The organism is Thermaerobacter sp. FW80 (assembly GCF_004634385.1).
GTDB lineage: Bacteria > Bacillota > Sulfobacillia > Thermaerobacterales > Thermaerobacteraceae > Thermaerobacter > Thermaerobacter composti.
On record NZ_CP037895.1, the window covers coordinates 2,866,736 to 2,885,999 of the forward strand.

A 19,264-nucleotide genomic window follows, 5' to 3' on the forward strand; every position below is an offset into this window, starting at 1 on the left:
GCGGGGGGTTTTCACCGGTGCTCGGCGGCGTGCCGGCCTTGGAGACCGTTCAGGCTCTCCGAGACGCGCCCTGCTTTCGGGGCCGCGCCGGCTCGCGAAGCCATGCGGCGTTCGCGGCCGCCGGCTCTCAAAGCCGCGCCGGCGAGGGCCACGCCCCAGGCCCGCAGGTACGACCAGCTCCTGCACCTAACGCTTCCCCAGCACGTGGATGGCGTGGCCCAGCCCCGCCTCCGCCGCCTCCATCACCGCCTCGCTTAGGGTCGGGTGGGCGTGGATGGTGAGGGCCAGGTCCTCCAGGGTGGCGCCCATCTCGATGGCCAGGGCCAGTTCGGCCACTAGATCGGACGCCTCCGGCCCCACGATCCCCGCGCCCAAGACCACGCCCGTCTCCCGGTCGGCCACCAGCTTGACGAACCCGTCCCGCTCGCCCAGCGTCAGGGCGCGCCCGTTGGCGGCATACGGGAAGCGGCCCACCACGGGGTCGTAGCCCTGCTGGCGCGCCTGCTCCTCCGTGAGCCCCACCGTGGCGATCTCCGGGTCGGTGAAGATCGGCGCCGGCACGGCGACGTAATCGGCCGCCGCCGGCAGCCCGGCGATGACCTCCGCCGCCACGATCCCCTCCCGGCTCGCCTTGTGGGCCAGCATGGGCCCGGGCACGATGTCGCCGATGGCAAAGATGTGCCGCTGGCGCGTCCGCCGCTGGGCGTCGACCTGCACCCGGCCGCGCTCGTCCAGCTCCACGCCCACCCGCTCCAGGCCCAGCCCGTCGGTGTTGGGCCGCCGGCCCACGCTGACCAGCACCGCATCGGCCACCACGGCCTGTTCTTCCGATCCGGACGAACCGGCCGATCCCCGTGCACCGGCTCCCGCCGCCCCCTCCCCGCGGGGCTCGGGCCGGAACACCACCCGGACCCCCTCGCCGCCGGGCTCCTCTTCCCACCCCAGGACGCGGACGCCGGTGTGGACCTTGACCCCCAGCTGGCGGAGGCGCCGGGCCACCACCTGCACCAGCTCGGGATCGGTGCCGGGGAGCAGCTGGTCCGCCAGCTCCAGCACCGTCACCGCCGAGCCCAGCTTGGCAAAGGCGGTGCCCAGCTCCAGGCCGATGTACCCGCCCCCGATCACCACCAGCCGCAGGGGCAGGTGGTCCAGGGCCAGGGCGTCCGAGGAATCCAGGATCCGCACGCCGTCGAAGCCAAAGCCCGGCAGCTCCACGGGCCGCGAGCCCGTGGCCACGATGCAGTGCTTGAAGCGGTAGACCTCGTTGCCGCCGCCGGGGTTCTCGACCCGCACCTGGTTCGGGCCGGTGAAGGTCGCCCGCCCCTTCACCACCGTCACGCCGTGGCCCTTCAGCAGCTGCGCGACGCCGCTCGTCAGCCGCTGGACCACCGCCTGCTTCCACCCCTGCAGCCGGCCGAAGTCCAGGCGCGCCCCCTCGACCACGATGCCGCGCTCGGCCTCGCGCGCCAGGCGGTGGTAGGCCTTGGCGGCGTCGATCAGCGCCTTGGAGGGGATGCACCCCACGTTGAGGCACACGCCGCCGAGGCGATCCTTCTCCACCAGGGTGACGTCCTTGCCGAGCTGCGCCGCGCGGATGGCGGCCACGTAGCCGCCCGGCCCGCCGCCGATGACCAGGACCTCCGTCTCCGTCGCGACTTCGCCGACGACCATCGCATCCACTCCCGTCTCCACAGAACCCAGGTCCCGCACCGCCGCAGCGAGGCGTTGCGTCCATTCGGTCCGGGCACCGCACGACCCGGGGCCGGAGCCGCGGTTCCCTTCGGGCCGCGGTGGATCCCCCAGGACCTCAGGCCATCTCCAAGAACAGCAGGCTCGGCTGCTCCAGGTACGCCTTGATCCGGTTGACGAACCGCACCGCGTCGGCGCCGTCGGCCACCCGGTGGTCGAAGCTCAGGGCGAGGTAGGTGATGGTCCGCACCACGATCTGCCCGTCCCGCACCACCGGCGTCTCCCGGAACTTGTGCACCCCCAGGATCGCCACCTCGGGGTAGTTGATGATGGGCGTCGACCACACGCCGCCGCCCAGGGCGCCCACGTTGGTGATGGTGAAGGTGGAGCCCCGCACGTCGTCCAGGGCGATGCGCCGTGCCCGCGCCGCCTCGGTCAGGGCGGCGATCTCCCGGGCGATCTGGAAGATGCTCTTGCGATCCACGTCGCGCACCACCGGGACGATCAGGCCCTCGTCGGTGGCCGTCGCCACGCCGATGTGGTAGTAGCCCTTGAGCACGATCTCCTGCCGCTCGTCGTCGAGGCTGGCGTTGAAGATCGGGAACTGCTGCAGGGCCGCCACCACCGCCTTGGCGATGAAGGGCAGGTAGGTGAGCTTGATCCCCCGCTCCTCGGCCAGGGGCAGCGCCGTGCGCCGCAGCTCGACGAGTTCGGTGACGTCGACCTCCTCCACGTGGGTGACGTGGGGTGCGGTGTACATCGACTGGACCATCTTCTCGGCGATGCGCTTGCGCAGGCCGCGCAAGGGCACGCGCTGCTCGCCGCCGGGGGGCACGGCCGGAACCCCGGGAGCGGCCGGGGCCTCGGGTGCGGCCTGGGCTGCCGGTGCAGCGGGACCTGGCGGCGCCACCGGGGTCGCAGGCCCCGCCGGCCCACCGGGTCGCGTTGCCGCCGGCACGCCCGTTGGGGAGGGCGCCGTGAGGGTCGAACCGGCTCCCGCCGCGGGAAGCGCCGCGCCCGGCGCCCCACCCCCCGGAGCCGCCGCCACCGGCTGCGCCCCCGCCGCCCGGGCGGCGGCAAAGGCTCGCACGTCCTCGGCCGTCACCCGGCCCGCCGGGCCCGTGCCCGGCACCAGCCGGATGTCGACCCCCAGTTCCCGGGCCAGGCGGCGGGTTGCCGGCGTAGCCAGCACCCGCCGCCCGTCGGGGGCCGGGGCACCGGGCGCGGCCGCCGGCGCAACCCCCGCCGGCGCAACCCCGGGCGGGCCTGCAGGCCCTTCCGGGCGTGCCGCCACCGCCCCCCGCGCGGCACGAGCAGCCGCCGCTCCCGGGGCCCCCGCCGCGGACGAACCGGCTTCAGCAGGCCCGGCCGCTGCAGCTGCCGTCCCGGCGCCCGGCGCCGGGTTCGCCCCCGCCCCGGCGGGACCGGCGGCAGGTGCCCCCGCCCCCGTCGGGCCGGCTGTCGCCGGGGCCGCCGCCCTGGCTGGTTCGTCCGCGCGGGCCTCGGTGTCGATCACCACGATGACGCTGCCGACCGGGACCACGTCGCCCTCCTTCGCCCGCAGCTCTCGCACCACCCCCGCCACCGGCGAGGGGATCTCCACGGTGGCCTTGTCGGTCTGGACCTCCACCAGCGGCTGGTCCTCCTGGATCCGGTCGCCGGGCTTGACCAGCCAGCGGACGATCTCCCCCTCGTGGATGCCCTCGCCCACGTCGGGGAGCCGGAACTCGTAGGCCATGCCCCGCACCTCGCCTTTCCCCGTTGCCGGCCCTCGCCGAACCCTCGCGTCGACCAAGAGACCCGAACTCGCCCTAGCCCTGCTCCCGGACCGCGGCCCGCAGCGGGCCCCGACCCCCTGCGGCACCGGGCCGGGCGGGGTCCCGCCCGGCATCCGCCCGCGTCGCCGCGGCCATCGTACCGCCGGCAGCGTCCCGCGCTCCTCCCCGGTCGCGTCGCGGCCGCGGTTCCCTCACCGGACCCCGCCACACGCTCCGGCGGACCCTCTCGGGAGGGGGCGGCCCCGCCCACCGGCACCGGTCGCCGCACCGCGCGGCATCCCACGCCCTGGCGGACTCTAGTCCCTTTCCCGGGCTCCCGAGGCGAAGCCGAGCCGCCGGGACTCGCCCCCCGCCCTCGCCGCGACGCGACACGGCGCGCCAGGACGCGGCCGGCACCGTGGACGGGCTCAGAAGCTCAGGACCCGCTCCACACCCCGGATCACCCGGTCCTTGTTGGGGAGGTAGTAGTCCTCCAGGTGGAAGAGGGGCATCGGCGTGTCGAACCCCGCCACCCGGTACACCGGCGCCTCCAGGTACAAGAGCGCCCGTTCGTTGATCAGCGCCACGATCTCCGCCCCGAAGCCGGCCGTCTTGGGCGCCTCGTGGACCACCAGGGCGCGGCCCGTCTTCTGCACCGCCGCCACGATGGCCTCCACGTCCACCGGGCTCAGGGTCCTGAGGTCGACGATCTCGCACTCGATGCCGCGGCCGGCCAGCTCCTCCGCCGCCTCCTCCACGATCCGCACCATGGCGCCCCAGGTGAAGATGGCGACGTCGCGCCCCTCCCGCACCGTACGCGCGCGGCCGATGGGGACGGTGTACGCCTCCTCCGGCACCTCCTGCCGGAAGGCGCGGTAGATCCGCTTGGGTTCGAAGAAGATCACCGGGTCCGGGTCGCGGATGGCGGCGATCAAGAGGCCCTTGGTGTCGTAGGGGGTGCTGGGGATCACCACCTTGAGCCCCGGCTGGTGGATGAACCAGGCCTCCGGGCTGTCGGAGTGGTGCTCGGGGGCGCGGATGCCGCCGCCCCACGGCGCCCGGATCACCAGCGGGCAGCTGAAGCGGCCGCGGGAGCGGGTGCGGATCCGGGCCGCGTGGTTGACAATCTGGTCGAAGGCCGGCGCCATGAACCCCTCGAACTGGATCTCGGCCACCGGCCGCAGGCCGTAGATGGCCATGCCGATGGCCGTGCCGACGATACCCGACTCGGCCAGGGGGGTGTCGATCACCCGCTTCTCCCCGAACCGCTCGTACAGGCCCTCGGTGGCGCGGAAGACCCCGCCGTTGACGCCGACGTCCTCGCCCAGGACGACCACCCGCTCGTCCCGCTCCATCTCGGTGCGCAGGGCGTCGGCCACCGCCTGGACGATGGTCAGCTTGGCCATCACCACCCACCCCCCCGGGCATCCCCCGAGGCCCCGGCGCCGCCCGCGCCGCCGCCGGCCCGCGGAGGGCTCGGGTCGCCGCCGGCGGCCGCGCCCGCCGCACCGGCTGGGCCCCCCGCCCGACCGCCGCGGGTGGAACCGGCCCCGCCCTCGGGCGCGCCGGCCGCGTTCGTCCCGGAAGAACCGGCCCGGCCGGTCGGGGCAGCCCCCGCGCCGCCGCCCCCCGTGCCGTCCCCGCTGCCGCCGGCCCCGGTGCCGCCGCCCGGGGTGCCGCTGGTCCGCCCGAGCTCCTCCAGCAGCTCCCGCCGCTGCTCCTCGAGATGCCACGGCAGCTGGGCGTAGACGTAGTCGAAGATGCTCTCCGGCGCCGCCTTGGGCATCTGCTCGACGGCCCGGACGGCGGCGGCGATGCGATCCCGGGCCTCCTCGGCGATGGCCCGGTCCTGGGCCTCGTCCAGGAGCCCCTTGGCCATGAGGAACCGGCGCATGCGGGTGATGGGGTCGCGGCGCTCCCGCCACTCCTCCACTTCCTCGGGGGTGCGGTAGCGGGTGGGGTCGTCGGCGGTGGTGTGGGGACCGAAGCGGTAGGTCACGGCCTCGATCAGCGTCGGGCCCTCCCCCGCTCGGGCGCGGTCCAGGGCCTCCCTGGTCACCTTGTAGACCGCCAGCACGTCGTTGCCGTCGACCCGGACGCCGGGGAAGCCGTAGGCCACCGCCTTCTGGGCGATGGTCTCGCTGGCCGTCTGGCGGTGCAGGGGAACGCTGATGGCGAACTGGTTGTTCTGGCAGAAGAAGACCACCGGCGCCTTGAAGACCCCGGCGAAGTTGCACCCCTCGTGGAAGTCGCCCTCGGAGGTGGCGCCGTCGCCGAAGTAGACGATGAAGGCCCGCCGGTCGCCGCGGATCTTCGCCGCCCAGGCGGCGCCGACGGCGTGGGGGATCTGGGTGGCGATGGGCACCGCCACGGTGAACACGTTGACGTGCTCCGGGATCCGGTTGCCCTCTTCGCGGCCCATCCAGTACAGCAGCACGTTCTCCATCGGCAGGCCGTGGATCATGGTCACCGCGTGCTCGCGGTACGACGGGAAGACCCAGTCGTCCGGCTCGAGGGCGAAGGCGCTGCCCACCTGGGCCGCCTCCTGGCCGGCCAGGGGTGCGTAGGTGCCCATGCGCCCCTGGCGCTGCAGGTTCAGGCACCGCTCGTCGAAGATCCGGGCGAAGACCATCCACCGGTAGAACTCGAGGAGCCTCGCGTCGTCCAGGTCAGGGGGCTCCCCGACCAGGTTGCCGTCGGGGTCCAGCACCCGGACCATCGCGAAGGTCTCCTCCCGGAGGTGGTGTAAGCTGCCCACGCCGCTCCCCCCTGTCGCACCGAACCCCGTCGGCGCGAGCCGGCCCTCGCCCCGCGAGGCTTACAAACGGTCGTTAGACACCGCCCATCCGGTTCAGTTCGGTTGCGCGGTGGCATTCCCTGCCTCGCCCCGGGCGGCTACTCCTCCTCGAAGTGGTGCTCCTCGAACTTCAACGTGTTGCAGTTTTCCCGGACCGTGCGGATCACGGGCTCGGAGAACCCCGCGGGCAGCGACGCCTCGATCTCCAGCGTGACCCGGACCTGGGCCCCCGGCGGCGCCGCCAGGTGAGCGATGACCTCCTCGGCGATCCGGCCCGCGTCTGCACCCACCCGCATGGGGTTCAAGGCGGCGCGCCCGTGGAAGCGGCGGAAGACGGGCTGGGCCGGCGCCCCAGACGGAGAGCCCGACCCCGGCCCGTAGCTCCCCGGCGATACCACGACACCGGCCACCGTCGCGCCAGCGTTGCCGGTCACCGCGGGCTGGGCGGCTTGGTCACCGCCGAGCACCGCCCCGGTCGCCGATGGCGCAGCCAACTCGGCCTTGAGCTGTCGTTCCGCCACCTCGGGACGAACCAGCAGGCCCGCCGGCACATCGGGATCCAGGGAGATCCCCTCCCCCGCCCGCAGCCCGCGGTAACGGTCGGCCGCCTCGTCATAGCTCTCGGCATACGCCAAGCCGTCTTGCACCCATGTCAGCATCCGCACGCCGCTCTCGATCGCGCCCACCAGCACCGACGGATCCCGCAGCCGGGGCAGATAGAGGTAGCGGAAGAAGTCCTCCACAAGCTGGCGGACCTCCACGTGGTCACCCCGCCAGAGGGGCACCCGGTCGAGCTGGATGCGCAGCACGTTGCCGCCGAGCTGGGTGTACAGGTGACCGTCCGCCACCAGCTTCTTGCTGGCCCGTTCCACCAGGTTCCCGGACCCTTGCAGGCGCACGGCCAACCAGCCCACGTCACCCTGCGGGTCCCCCTGCTCGGGCACCAAGAGCCACTGGAAGGCCTCCAGCAAGCGCAGGGAGACGGTGGTGTCGGCGGCGGTCTTCTGCTGCTCGGCCGTGCGGGCCTGGTGCGGGTCCAGGTTGAGGGCCTCTCGCTCCTGCAGGATGGAATCCCAGGCGAGGTAGCGTCGCACCGCCTCGTCCAGGCCGTCCAACTGGGTGCGGTCCACCGCCAGGAACACCAGGGCGTTCCGGTAGGTCCGGGGCTGGTTGCCCCGCCACTCCAGGATCTGCGCGGCGGCAGACAGGGCGGGGCTCTCGCCGTTGCGCTGGTACGGAGCATCCAGGCCGAGGATCACCAGCCGGGCGGCCGGTTCGTCCGGCACCTCCTGGCTGGACCTGGGAATTGCGTGCACGCCGGCGAAATGACCGGAGGAGCGGCGTACCTCCTCCCGCACCCGGCGCTCGATCTCCTCCGCCACCCGGTCCGGCTGGTACTTGAGCTGTTCCGCCCGTTCCTCCGCCAGGCTGTTGACGTTGGGCTGGGGGGCGTACCAGTACCGGGTCCCGTCGGTGTACAGGTAGGTGGCCCGGCCGGCCAGGCGCCGCAGGGCATCCCCGAACACCGCCGGCGACTCGCCGGGCATGACGCAGCCGAGCTTGATGCGCCGGTCGTCCAGGCCCCGGTTGGCGGCGGTGTAGGTGGGGGCGGAGCCCAGGTAGATGGTGCGCGCCACCCGCCGGGCGGCGGAGTAGCGCCCGAAGGTGGACGACTCTCCATCGATCTGCAGCGGCAGCGAGCCGGGGCCGTCCACGTCCCGCTGGATCACGGGAACCCAGTTGTCCGTCAGGTAGCGGGTGAGCTCCGACTCCACCCGCCGGTCGTCCATGGGCAGGGTGCAGGGCAGGATCAGGGGGCTGCGGTCCCCCTGCTCCCAGAGGCTGTGGATCACGGCGGCCATGAGCCGCAGCACGCCCCGGGTCCGCTGGAACCGCACCAGGGTGGCCCAGTCCCCGTACAAGCGGTCGAAGACCTCGGGGTGGATGGGGTAGGCCGCCTTGATGCGGCGCTCGTACTGCGGTTCCCGGCACTCGGCGGGGAACTCCCCGGGATGGGCCTTGTAAAGTTCCATGAAGGCCCGGGCCACCACGTCCCGCGCCTCGAACTGCTCGGGCTCGGTCATGGGCTGGAAGAGCCGGCGCCGGACGATCTCGAAGCTCTCCTCGGGGGTGGCCGGCCGCCAGGGCACCTCCACGCGCCCGATGACGTTGCGCAGCCGCTCCAGGGCTTCCCGGCCGCGGGAGCCGCCCACCTCGACGTCCTCGGCACCGGTGCGGGTGGCGGTGGGGCTCTCCGACGCGGGCAGGCTCACCACCAGCAGGGCGTTGGGGACGGCCTTGACCGCCTCGGTCAGGGCCTGGGCGAAGGTGAACTGGGTGTCGAAGCTGCCGGCGGGGAGGTCGCCGGCGTCGTGGAGCTGGCGGGCGTAGGCCACCCACTCGTCGATGAGGATCAGGCAGGGCCCGTAGTCCGCCAGCAACTGGCGCAGGGTGTCACCGGGGTTGGTGGCCCGCTCGTCGTCGGCCCGCACCCGCTCGTAGGCGTCCCTACGGCCCAGCTGCCAGGCCAGCTCGCCCCAGAGGGTGCGCACCACCGTGCCGTCGTCCTTGACGCTGGGGTTGCCGGGGGAGATGCGGTTGCCCACCAGCACCACCCGCCGCGCTCGGGGGATGGAGGTGAAGCCGGCCTCCTTCAGCACCTCCTCCGCGCCGGGCAGGTTCCCCGGCCGCAGGCCGGAGAAGAGGTGGTACAGGGCCAGCATGGAGTGGGTCTTGCCGCCGCCGAAATTGGTCTGGAGCTGGACCACGGGGTCGCCGCCCTGGCCCGACAGCCGGCGCACGGCGTTGACCAGCAGCCACTTCAGGCTCTCGGTGAGGTAGGTGCGCCGGAAGAACTCCACCGGGTCTTTGTACTCGTCGCTGCCCTCGCCCAGGTACACCTGCCAGAGGTCGGCGGCGAACTCGGCGTGCTGGTAGCGGCCGCTGGCCACGTCCTCGTGGGGGCTCACCACCTCGCGCCAGGGCTCGAGCATGCCGCTGGCCGCCGCCTCGATCAGGGAGCCGCCCGCCTTGCGCCGCTGCTGCCGCACCTTTTCGTCGTACTGGACCCGCAGGAGCTCGGCGGTCATGCGGTCCAGTTCCTCCGCCTCGGGGGCGGAGATGGCGGCCAGCAGGCGCCGGGCGGAGTCCAGCACCCGGTAGGTGTCGTCGCTGCTGAAGGGCTCCTGGTGCGCCCAGCGGTTGCGCCACTCCCGGAGCTCGGAGACGAAGCTGCGCTCAGCATGGCCCAGGGTATGCCTGAACACGTCGTTCCACGTGTTCCACATCAGTTTGAGCAGGAGGGCGACGTCCCACTGTTCCACCGGCTTCTCGGCCACCAGGGGATCGTCGACGAAGCGCAAGAGGACGCGGTCATCCACCCGCCCCTCCTTGCGGGCCAGGCGGATCTCCCGGGCGACGAAGGGCGCCAGCCCGTTGCGCAGCAGTTCGAGAGCCCTGCGGACTCGTTCGTAGTTGCTTACGGCCACGGTCCCACCCCCCATAAAAACGCGCCGTACCGGCCGATCAGAGGACGGTCATCTGCTCGCCCTGGCGGCGGTCTTGCGCCAGCCGGACCAGCTCGGACCAGGCCAAGACCAGGGCGTTGTAGGCCAGGGCCTCCTGGGTGCGGCCCTTGCGCTCGCTGATGCGGAAGAGCCGGTAGGCCAGGTCCCGGGCCATCTCCGCCCGGCCGCCCAGCTTGGCCACCAGCCGGGCGGTGGCTTCCTCGCCGGCGTTCTCGTGATAGTAGACCCGGAGGAGCTGGTGGGTGGTGCCCCAGACGGTGGGCGCCTTGTCGCGCTCGGGGTCCCAGCCGTGGTCCAGCTCCTCCGGCCGCAGCAGGCGGACTCGGCCCCGCTGGGCCCGCACGATCCCCGCCTGCTCCAGGCCGGACAGGGTGGTCACCTTCGCCTTAGACAGCAGCTCGGCCTCGCCGAACTCCCCCTCGTCGAACCCGTGCTGCTCGTACCAGGCGATGGCCCAGCGGGTCTCGTTGTCGAACTCGTCCTCCTGTTCGGCGAGAACCTCGGTGAGCACCTGGTTGATCAGGGCCAGGGCGGTGCGGACCGTCATAGGCCGGCCGTCGGGCTCCAGCACCCGGCTGTAGCGGGAGAACACCGCCATGCCGGGGCCGATGGCGGCCTGGGCGAAGTCCACCGGAGCGATGTTACCCTGCTGCAAACGCTTGATGGCTTCGGGAAGTTCGCGCTTGAGCTCGACCATGAAGCCACGGCGGTCAATCTGGGGTGCGTCCTCGGGCCGGGGACGGCAAGCCAAAACGATGTACGAAGCCAGGGCGTTGGTGCCCATGGAGACCATCCGCCACTTCTGCGAGGCGCGCACCGGCCAGGTAGCGGTGATCTGAAAACCCGTGCCGATCAGGGCCTCCAGCATCGTCTCCCACCCGGTGGTACGGTCCACCCGGTTACCGTTCACCTGTCCGGCCTCGTCGTCCGTGCCGCTCTCCTCGTCGTCCTGTTTGAAGGCGTAGTAGACGGTGAGGGGAAAGCGGCAGTCCATCTTCTTGCGCAGTTGCCCGAAGGCCCGGCGGAAGCCCTCCTCGAAGTGTTCCTTGGCCGCATACTTGTCTCCACCGAACCGCTCGGGTGCCGCCACCAGCTCAGGCTCCTTGGGCACCAGGATGGTGTAGAACAACTCCGGATAAAGGTCACCAATGGTACGCCGCAGCCACACGTAGAAGAAGTCCGAGAGGGCCGCGTAGCCGATGTTGTCGTAGTAGGGCGGATCGGTGCTGACCAGAACGTTCTTCAGTCTATCCCACGGCCGCGAGGCATCGATGGAACGGGCTTGGCCTTGCAGCAGTCTTGCCATGGTTTCGATGCACTGGGCAACGTACTCGCTACAGGTCGACCAGGCACCAACCGACTCCCCTAGCAGATTAGCCTCTGTAAAGTCCCACACCATCGGAATCGCTTGTCGACCGAACAGATTCATTACCTTCTGGTTACTTGGGCTCCACCTGCACAGGGAATTATTAAAATCCGCGCACCGATCCACTGCCAGTGCAAGGAAGGTCGTGACGGCGCGGCTGTAGTCCTCGGCTTCGGCGTCCCACAACCCGGCCGCAGCCGCATCCCGCCGCACGTCCGCCCGCACTTCCCGCACCAGGTCCGACAGCATCAGCAGCGCAGTTAGCTGGCGCGGGGTGTAGTAGTCGCTGAACTGTTTAAATCCGTAGGGGAGTCCGACGGCGTTCCCTGCAAAGGTGCCGGCCGCAGGCTCAGTCAACACACCTGCCGGCTTGGTGACTGCGGCCGTTGCCTCATGCAAAGGGTCGGCTGGCACGTACACCCGGCCACGACCCCCGGCGGCAACGATGGCGACGAGGCGGAACGCCAGGTTGCCCTTGTCTGCCTCTGCATTTACGTAGTTGTTTGTGATTGTGTCCCCGGTCAGCAAGCAACGGAAAGTTGCCCGGCCGGTCTTCGTGCCAGCTTTCACCGCCGCCCGGTCCTTGGGTGCCCCGGTGCGCACGACGAAGCGCCACGTGCCGGCCACCCGGTCCACCACCGGCTCCAGGTACGCCTCGCTGCCCTTCTTGCTCGACAACCAGAACGTGCTCATGAGGGGCACGTGGGCACCCCGGGCCGCCGGGTTGGGACTCGGGACGGTCCGCGCCCAGATCCAGGCGATCACCGGCAGTTCCTTGCCCACGTACGGCTGGAGATCCGGCCGGTCCTCGGCCATCTCCGCCGTGACCTTGACCGGGGGGTAGAGGTGGCCGATCTTCTCGCGGGCGCGCTTGAGGATCACCCGCCCGTAGTACCGCACGTCCGCCGCCAGCCCGGCCGTACCACGCCACCGGGCGTTTCCACCGGTCCTGCCGCGGTCCTCCGGGTTGACGGGCGGGTGGTCCGTCCACCGGGGCGCGATTTCCAGGTTGCACTTGTTGAGGAGAACGGCCACCGGGTTGATGTCCCCCGCGTAGGTTTCGAACCCCAGTCGCGCCGCCTCCAGCGGGATGGAGCCCCCGCCCGCGAAGGGGTCGAGCACCGGGGGCAGTTTCCCGTCGCAGTGCTTGAGCATCTCTGCCCGGGCCTCGGCGTAGACCTCGGGGTGCTTGTGGAGCTGCTTCTGCATCATCTTGCGGATGATCCCGAAGAGGCGCTCCCGCTCCCGCGCCTGGTCCTCCTCGGTGGGGAACCGGTCGGGGTGGCTCGACGGGTCGTCGACCACCGAGGCGAACAGCACCGCGCGGGCGACCGGCAGCGGCAGGCGCGCCCACCAGTGGTGGATCCCCTTGGGGTGCGGCCCGATCCCCGGCATCTTGTCATAGGCCGAAGCGTCGTTGATCTCGGGCAAAGGCAGGGCGACTTCGATGAGTTTCTTCCGGGTCACGATGGGTGCACCTCACGAATTTTGATGACGCGTCCCTATACGGCGATGACTCGGTGACAGGGTGCTGAGTGGGGCCCTGTGGCTCGAGGCGGAGATCCTACCGGGGCTCCTCCCCCCGCCCCCACAATTCATCAAAGTCGTAGTTGACACTGGCCGCCCCGAAGTCCGGCTCGCGCCTGAACGGCCGCCGCACGTACCGGACCCCCCGCACCCGGCCCCCCTCCACCTGCACCAGGGCCAGGATGTAGTCGTCGGGCTTGTTCAGGGCCGTGAGGATCTCGTTCTTCGTCACCGTCACCGTCCGGGCGCCGGCGACGCGACCCTTGACCTCGATGAACCGCAGCCGGCCCGGCTGGGTGGGGATCCGCGATTCGATGTCGTAGCCGCAGCGCTCCCGGCTCACGTCCCGGGGCTCGTAGCCCAGGGCCCGCTCGGCCTCCATGACCGCTTCCATGGCCAGGCGCTCGACCTCTTCCGTCTCCCGGGCGAACAGGCCGGGTTCGCCCGCAGCCACCTCCCCCCGCAGCCGCCGCAACAGGCCCACGGGAACGATCAGGGCATAGCCCAGCACCTCCGGGGGCAGGGCCGCCAGGTTCTTCTCCTGCTCCAGCTCCCGCATGCGCTTCTCCAGCCGGGCCTGCAGCTCGTCGGCCCGCTGGCGCGCCCGGGCGGAGTTGATGCGGGCGTTGACCTTGCCCGCCTGCTCCTGCAGGCGCAGTTCCTCGGCCCGGTGGTCCCAGTAGGCGATCTCCTTGGTCAGGCGGTCCTTGACGGCCGCCACGGTCTTCTCCACCAGGGCCACCTTGTGCCGCCGCACCTCCTCCAAATGCTCGGGCACCAGGTGCGCGATGGCATAGGAGACGGCCTGCGCTTCCAGATCGTGGGCCTGGGTTCCCTCCAACCGGGCCTCCAGCTCCAGGGCCAGGAGGGCTTTCTCCTCCTCCGCCACAGGCCGGTAGTCCAGGTACGGCGCGTAGCCCGCATTGCGGGCGCGGCCCTCGGCATCGATCTCGACGAACTGCAAGCGCCGCGAGACCACCCGCACGCGGCCCTCGCCGTCCACCCGGCCGTCGCGGATGGCGTGCTCGAGGTAGAAGAGCCAGCGGGGCGTCTCGCCGGGGTCCCGCTCGTCCACCAGCACCGCCCCCTGCTTGAGCAGAGGCCGATACCGCTCGAGGATCACGTCGAGGGTCGCGTCCAGCAAGGGGTGGCCGGGGCAGACGAAGGCGGCCGGCGGCCGGCCGGGGACCCGGATGAGCTCCTTCTCGAAGCAGATGCGCTCATACCGCGGAAGAACCGGCGCCCCTCTGCCGATCACGCGGTCGCGCTGCCGGATCACGGAGGGGACATGGGTGATCTCGTAGCGCCGGGGCTCCCTCTGGCGGGCTGCGCCGCCGAGCCGGCGAAAGGCCTCGAGGAAGAAGGCCTCGATGAAGTGGGGCTGCAGCCTGCGGGCCTCGGCCCGCTCCATCTCCTCCCGGATCTGCTGGATGGCGCGGGCATCCAGGGTGTCGCGGGCCAGCGCCCCCTCCTCCAGCAGCCGGCGCAGCCGTTCCCGATCCAGCCGCTCGGTCACGACCCGGTTCAAGCGTTCCCGCACCTCGGGCCGGTCCCCGTACCGGATGGCCTCGATCATGAGCTTGCGCAGCTCGGCACCGTGGATCGCCTTGCCCAGGACGTCAAACACGCGCCCACCCAAAGCCCTCTGCTCCGCCTCCAGCTTGCGGAGCAAGGCCAGGTACACCTCACCCTCGCGGGTGTCGCGGGCCACTAGGTTCCACAGGTGGCAGACCTCGGTCTGGCCGATGCGGTGGATGCGCCCGAACCGCTGCTCCAGCCGGTTGGGATTCCAGGGCAGGTCGTAGTTGACCATGAGATGCGCCCGCTGGAGGTTGATGCCCTCGCCCGCGGCGTCGGTGGCCACCAGCACGTGCACGTCGGGGTCCTGGGTGAACGCCTCCTGGACCTTGCGGCGTTCCTCCCGTCCCATGGCCCCGTCGATCACCACCACCGCCTCGGGCCGGCCCAGCAGGGTCTGGATGCGCCAGGCCAGGTACCGCACGGTGTCCCGGTGCTCGGTGAAGATCACCAGCTTGCGCCGGTGTCCGCGGGCGTCGAACATGACCTCCCGGTCCTGGAGGATCTTCGAGAGCTCCTCCCACTTGCGGTCCGTGCCGCTCTGGCGGACCCGCAGCGCCAGCGCCTCCAGCTGCTTGAGGGTCTCGATCTCGCCCCGCAGCTCGGCGATGGTCTGGGCCGCCGTCGCCTGGTCGACGATCTCTTCCTCGATCCGCTCCCGCTCCGCGCCCGGGGTGTCCTCCTCGAAGTCCACCCAGTCCTCCTCGTCCAGTTGCGGCAGGTCACGCCAGTCCCCCAGGCGCCCCTCGGCCGTCGCCGCCGCATCGGAGGAAGCCAGGCGGACCAGGGCCTGAGCACCGCGGCGGCGGACCTCTTCCTCGCGCAGGCGGCGTTCCAGCCGCTCGCGGCGCCGGCGCAGGGACTGGTAGATGGCCTCCGGCGACGAAGCCAACCGCCGCTGGAGGATGGTGAGGGCAAACCCGACGGTCCCCTTGCGCCCCTCGTTCTGGAGGGCATCGGCGCGGTTGAACTCCTGGCGGACGTAGTCGGTGACCGCCTTGTAGAGGGCCGCCTCGCCGTCGGAAAGCTCATAGGCCACGGTGTAGGCCCGCCGCTCCGGGAAGAGGGGAGTCCCGTCGAAGCGAACCAAGTCTTCCTTTACCATGCGGCGCATCAGGTCGGAGACGTCGGTGGTGTGGACGCCGTCCCGGAACCGTCCCTCGAACCGGTCGCCGTCCAGCAGGGCCATGAAGAGCTGGAAGTCTTCCTCCTTGCCGTTGTGGGGCGTGGCCGTCATCAGGAGGAAGTGCCGGGTGATGGTCCCCAGCAGCTTGCCCAGCTTGTAGCGCTTCGTCTCCTTGACCTCGCCGCCGAAGAAGGAGGCCGACATCTTGTGGGCCTCGTCGACGACGACCAGGTCCCACTCGGTGCGGGCGAGCTTGGCCTGCAGCGCCTCGTCCCGCGCCAGCTTGTCCAGGCGGGCGATGACCAGCGGCATCTCCGCCAGGGCGTTGCCGGTCCGGGCCGCCTCGATCCGGTCGTTGGTCAGGATCTCAAAGGGCAGGTCGAACTTCGAGGACAGCTCGTCCTGCCACTGCTCCACCAGGCTGCCGGGACAGACGATCAGGCACCGGTGCACGTCGCCCCGCAGCCGGAGCTCCTTGATGAGGAGGCCGGCCATGATGGTCTTTCCGGCGCCCGGGTCGTCGGCCAGGAGGAAGCGCAGCGGTTGGCGGCGCAGCATCTCCCCGTAGACCGCGGTGATCTGGTGTGGCAGGGGTTCGATCAGCGACGTGTGCACCGCCAGCAGCGGGTCGAAGAGATGGGCTAGGCGGATGCGCAGGGCCTCGGAGACCAGGCGTAGGGCCGCGCCGTCGGCCTCCAGGCTCCAGGGCCGACCGGGCGTGACGATCTCCAGCACCGGCTCCCGGTCGCGGAAGACCAGTTCCGTCCCGGGCCGCCCCGACGCATCCTTGTAGAAGAGCTCGATGACATTGGACCCGTGCCAGCGGACGTCAACCACGGTGACCGGCCCGCTGGGCAGGAGCCCCTTGAGCAGCGTCCCCCGGGTGATGTGTTCGAGCCGTACCAAGGCTTGGTCCCCGCTTCGTCCCTGGATTCGGTGCTGTGGGACTCCGATCGTGACAAGGCGCAGGGTATTTACTTCGCCGTCCGCGATGGATCCCTGCCAGGGACCTTGGCCGCCTGCCTCGACCCCGGGCCCGCCTCGACCCTTGACTACGGGAAATGATTTGGAACACTAAATGTTAGCTCTGCTAATCGAATTGCGGGGAGCTCGTTGCCCACGGCGTATATCTGTGCTTTGCCCGCGGTGGGCTGGTAGCGGGGAGCTGGCGGCGGGCTGGCGCCGCGGGAGCCGGCACGGGGACGAGGCGATGCACCATGACGTCGGGCACGGCGGCAAGGGAATGGGCCGCGGACTCCGCGACATCCCCATCGACGCCTGAAGGCTGCACCCGCCTCATCACCGAGGTGGTCCCCCGGCTCATGCGCCTGATCCGGAGGCAGATGCGCCGCCATCAACCGGGGCGGCTGTCCGTGCCCCAGTTCCGCACCCTGTTGTACCTGCACCATCACCCGGGGGCGTCGCTCTCCGCGGTGGCCGAGCACCTCGGCGTCGCCCGCCCCACCGCCTCCACACTGGTGAACCGGCTGGTCCAGCGGGGGCTCGTGACCCGCAACATCGATCCGGCTGAGCGCCGACGCGTCGTGCTCCACCTGACCGATGCCGGCCGCGAAGACCTGGAGGTCGCCCGCCGGAGGACCGAGGCCGAGCTCGCCGAGCGGCTGGCCGGCTTCCGGCCGGAGGAACTGGCTGCCCTGGCCGCCGGACTGCGGCTGCTGGAGCGCGTCGCAGCGGAGGTCGCGGAGCCGGCCTCGGCCGAGGGGCGCGAGAACCCGGCCGGCCCCCGCCTGCCCGAGGAGGTCGAGGAGGGTTGACCACGGCAGCGCCTGCCGCGCCGCATCCCGCCGGCTCCGGTCTGGCGGTGGAGACCGTCCAGCTGACCCGGTCCTTCGGGGACTTCGTCGCCGTCGATCACCTCGACCTGGCGATCCCTGCGGGGACCATCTTCGGCCTCCTCGGTCCCAACGGCGCCGGCAAGAGCACCACCATCAAGATGCTGACCACCCTGCTTCCGCCCAGCGGCGGCACCGCGCGGGTGGCCGGGTTCGACGTGGTGCGCCAGCCCGCCGCCGTGCGCCGGCGGGTGGGCTACGTGCCCCAGTTCCTCTCCGCCGACGGCGCCCTGACGGGGTACGAGAACCTGCTGATCTTCGCCAAGCTCTACGGCATCCCGGCCCGGGAGCGGTACGGGCGCATCATGGAGCTCCTCGAGCTGGTCGGCCTGGGCGACGCCGCCCACACCCTGGTTCGCCGCTACTCCGGGGGGATGATCCGACGCCTCGAGATCGCCCAGTCCCTGCTGCACCGCCCCGCCGTGCTCTTCCTCGACGAGCCCACGGTGGGTCTCGATCCCACCGCCCACCGCGGGGTCTGGGAGCAGGTGCGCCTGTTGCGCGACCGGTTCGGCACCACCGTGGTCCTGACCACCCACTACATGGAGGAGGCCGACGAGCTCTGCGACCAGGTGGCCATCCTCCACCGGGGCCAGGTGGCCGCCGTGGGGTCGCCGGCCGCGCTCAAGGCCCAGGTGGGCGCCGCCGCCACGCTGGAAGACGTGTTCGTCCACTTCACCGGCAGCTCGCTGGAATCGGGAGGGACCTACCGCGATGTCGCCCGCACCCGCCGCACCGCCCGGCGGCTCTCGTGAGCAGCCGGACCCGCACCTCGACCCGGGACGAACCGGCCCCGGGGAGGCCGGGCCGGGCGCCGCCCGCGCCCCCGTGGCCGGAGCCGCGGTCCAGCCTGCGCCCTGGACCGCCGTCGAGCCCGGGGTCCGCAGCCCGGGCGCGACCGGATGGATCCAGGCTCCCGCGTCCCCCGGGACGCCCGCCGCGAGCGGCGGAGCGGTGCCCGGGGCGGCGCCCGCCGCGCCCCTGCCAGACGACGGGGAATCCGGACCGACGGCGACGGGCGACCCCGGGTCGCGGGGCGGGCCGGGCGCGACCGCGCCCGGCCCGCTCGCCGCGGCAGCCGCCTTCGTCCGGCAGACCCTGACCATCGTGGAAGCCGAGGTGCGCAAGCTGCGGCACGACCCCTTCGAGCTGGTGACCCGGGCGGTCCAGCCCGCCCTGTGGATGCTGGTCTTCGGACAGGTGATGGGGCGCCTGCGGGGCATGCCGACGGGTGGGCTGCCCTACCTCGACTTCATGGCGCCGGGGATCCTGGCGCAGAGCACGCTGTTCGTGGCCATCTTCTACGGCATCGCCTTGATCTGGGAGCGGGACCTGGGCATCCTGCACAAGTACATGGCGAGCCCCGCCCCGCGAACCGCTCTGGTGCTGGGCAAGGCCCTGTCGGCGGGGGTGCGGGCGCTGACCCAGGCGGTGGTGATCTACCTGCTGGCGGCGGCCACGGGGGTGGCGGTTCGGTCCGACCCGGCGGCGCTGGTGGGCGTGCTGGCGCTGGCGGTGCTGGGGGCGGCGGTGTTCTCCACCCTCTCCCTGGTGGTGGCGTGCCTGGTGCGGACCCGGGAGCGGTTCATGGGGATCGGGCAGGTGCTGACCATGCCGCTCTTCTTCGCCAGCAACGCCATCTACCCGCTCCACCTGATGCCGGGGTGGGTCCACGGCATCGCAAGGGTGAATCCGCTCACGTACCAGGTCGACGCCTTGCGGGGCCTGATGATCCGCGGCGGCGCCAGCCAGTTCGGCCTGGGTCACGACGTGGCGGTGCTGGCGCTGGCCCTGGCCTTCCTGGTGGCGGTGGCGTCGCGCCTCTACCCGCGGGCGGTGACCTGAGGTGGGGCGGGACGCCGAGCCGCGGGCGATCCAACCGGATGGGGTGGAGCGACTCGGAGACGCGGATGGGCGCCGGGCAACCGGCCGACCCGGGCCAGCGGGGCGGTGCCAGGGGACGAACCCGGCCCCTCCCCCGCCGGCAGAACCGGAGTCGCATCCGACCGGACGACGAGCCCCGCACCCGGCCGCCGGCGTCACC

Annotated in this window: 10 protein-coding genes; 3 read left to right on the top strand and 7 right to left on the bottom strand. The window is 71.7% G+C overall.

What is annotated here, in order from left to right; genetic code table 11:
- Positions 1-186: 186 nt before the first annotated feature.
- From lpdA to E1B22_RS11895, 7 genes are all read right to left on the bottom strand, one after another.
- The gene (lpdA, locus tag E1B22_RS11865; protein ID WP_135225809.1) at positions 187-1,671 is read right to left on the bottom strand and encodes a dihydrolipoyl dehydrogenase; all 1,485 of its coding nucleotides are present in this window, start codon (positions 1,669-1,671) and stop codon (positions 187-189) included.
- 136 nt (positions 1,672-1,807) lie between these two features.
- Positions 1,808-3,427 (bottom strand): dihydrolipoamide acetyltransferase family protein, encoded by a 1,620-nt coding sequence (locus E1B22_RS11870; RefSeq protein ID WP_135225810.1) that lies wholly within the window; start codon positions 3,425-3,427, stop codon positions 1,808-1,810.
- Positions 3,428-3,874: 447 nt separating this feature from the next.
- A complete protein-coding gene (locus E1B22_RS11875) occupies positions 3,875-4,852 on the bottom strand; it encodes an alpha-ketoacid dehydrogenase subunit beta (protein ID WP_135225811.1) in 978 nt (325 codons plus the stop codon).
- Positions 4,852-6,204 carry a pyruvate dehydrogenase (acetyl-transferring) E1 component subunit alpha gene (gene pdhA, locus E1B22_RS11880; protein ID WP_243123447.1) on the bottom strand — a complete coding sequence of 451 codons (1,353 nt, stop codon included), beginning with the start codon at positions 6,202-6,204 and terminating at the stop codon, positions 4,852-4,854. Before pdhA ends, E1B22_RS11875 begins: the two co-directional genes overlap by 1 nt.
- Positions 6,205-6,341: 137 nt before the next feature.
- Positions 6,342-9,731 carry a Swt1 family HEPN domain-containing protein gene (locus E1B22_RS11885; RefSeq protein WP_135225812.1) on the bottom strand — a complete coding sequence of 1,130 codons (3,390 nt, stop codon included), beginning with the start codon at positions 9,729-9,731 and terminating at the stop codon, positions 6,342-6,344.
- Between the two features lie 37 nt (positions 9,732-9,768).
- A complete protein-coding gene (locus E1B22_RS11890; protein WP_135225813.1) occupies positions 9,769-12,603 on the bottom strand; it encodes a DUF1156 domain-containing protein in 2,835 nt (944 codons plus the stop codon).
- Between the two features lie 97 nt (positions 12,604-12,700).
- Positions 12,701-16,273, bottom strand: coding sequence for a helicase-related protein (locus tag E1B22_RS11895; RefSeq protein WP_135225814.1), 3,573 nt, complete (start codon positions 16,271-16,273; stop codon positions 12,701-12,703).
- Positions 16,274-16,584: 311 nt separating this feature from the next.
- On the opposite strand from E1B22_RS11895, the gene E1B22_RS11900 reads away from it, so the two are divergent.
- The 3 genes from E1B22_RS11900 to E1B22_RS11910 are packed head-to-tail and all read left to right on the top strand — an operon-like array spanning position 16,585 to position 19,065.
- Positions 16,585-17,142 carry a MarR family winged helix-turn-helix transcriptional regulator gene (locus tag E1B22_RS11900; RefSeq protein ID WP_135225815.1) on the top strand — a complete coding sequence of 186 codons (558 nt, stop codon included), beginning with the start codon at positions 16,585-16,587 and terminating at the stop codon, positions 17,140-17,142.
- Positions 17,139-17,975: an ABC transporter ATP-binding protein gene (locus E1B22_RS11905; RefSeq protein ID WP_135225816.1), complete on the top strand. Its 837-nt coding sequence runs from the start codon at positions 17,139-17,141 to the stop codon at positions 17,973-17,975. The genes E1B22_RS11900 and E1B22_RS11905 overlap by 4 nt, the downstream gene beginning before the upstream one ends.
- Positions 17,935-19,065, top strand: a complete 1,131-nt coding sequence (locus E1B22_RS11910) for an ABC transporter permease (RefSeq protein WP_243123450.1) — start codon at positions 17,935-17,937, stop codon at positions 19,063-19,065. The genes E1B22_RS11905 and E1B22_RS11910 overlap by 41 nt, the downstream gene beginning before the upstream one ends.
- Positions 19,066-19,264 lie beyond the last annotated feature (199 nt).

What these genes read in the sequence shown, in the direction of transcription:
- lpdA (WP_135225809.1), bottom strand. Translation starts at nt 1,671, where the DNA reads ATGGTCGTCGGCGAAGTCGCGACGGAGACGGAGGTCCTGGTCATCGGC.
- E1B22_RS11870 (WP_135225810.1), bottom strand. Translation starts at nt 3,427, where the DNA reads ATGGCCTACGAGTTCCGGCTCCCCGACGTGGGCGAGGGCATCCACGAG.
- E1B22_RS11875 (WP_135225811.1), bottom strand. Translation starts at nt 4,852, where the DNA reads ATGGCCAAGCTGACCATCGTCCAGGCGGTGGCCGACGCCCTGCGCACC.
- E1B22_RS11900 (WP_135225815.1), top strand. Translation starts at nt 16,585, where the DNA reads ATGACGTCGGGCACGGCGGCAAGGGAATGGGCCGCGGACTCCGCGACA.
- E1B22_RS11910 (WP_243123450.1), top strand. Translation starts at nt 17,935, where the DNA reads ATGTCGCCCGCACCCGCCGCACCGCCCGGCGGCTCTCGTGAGCAGCCG.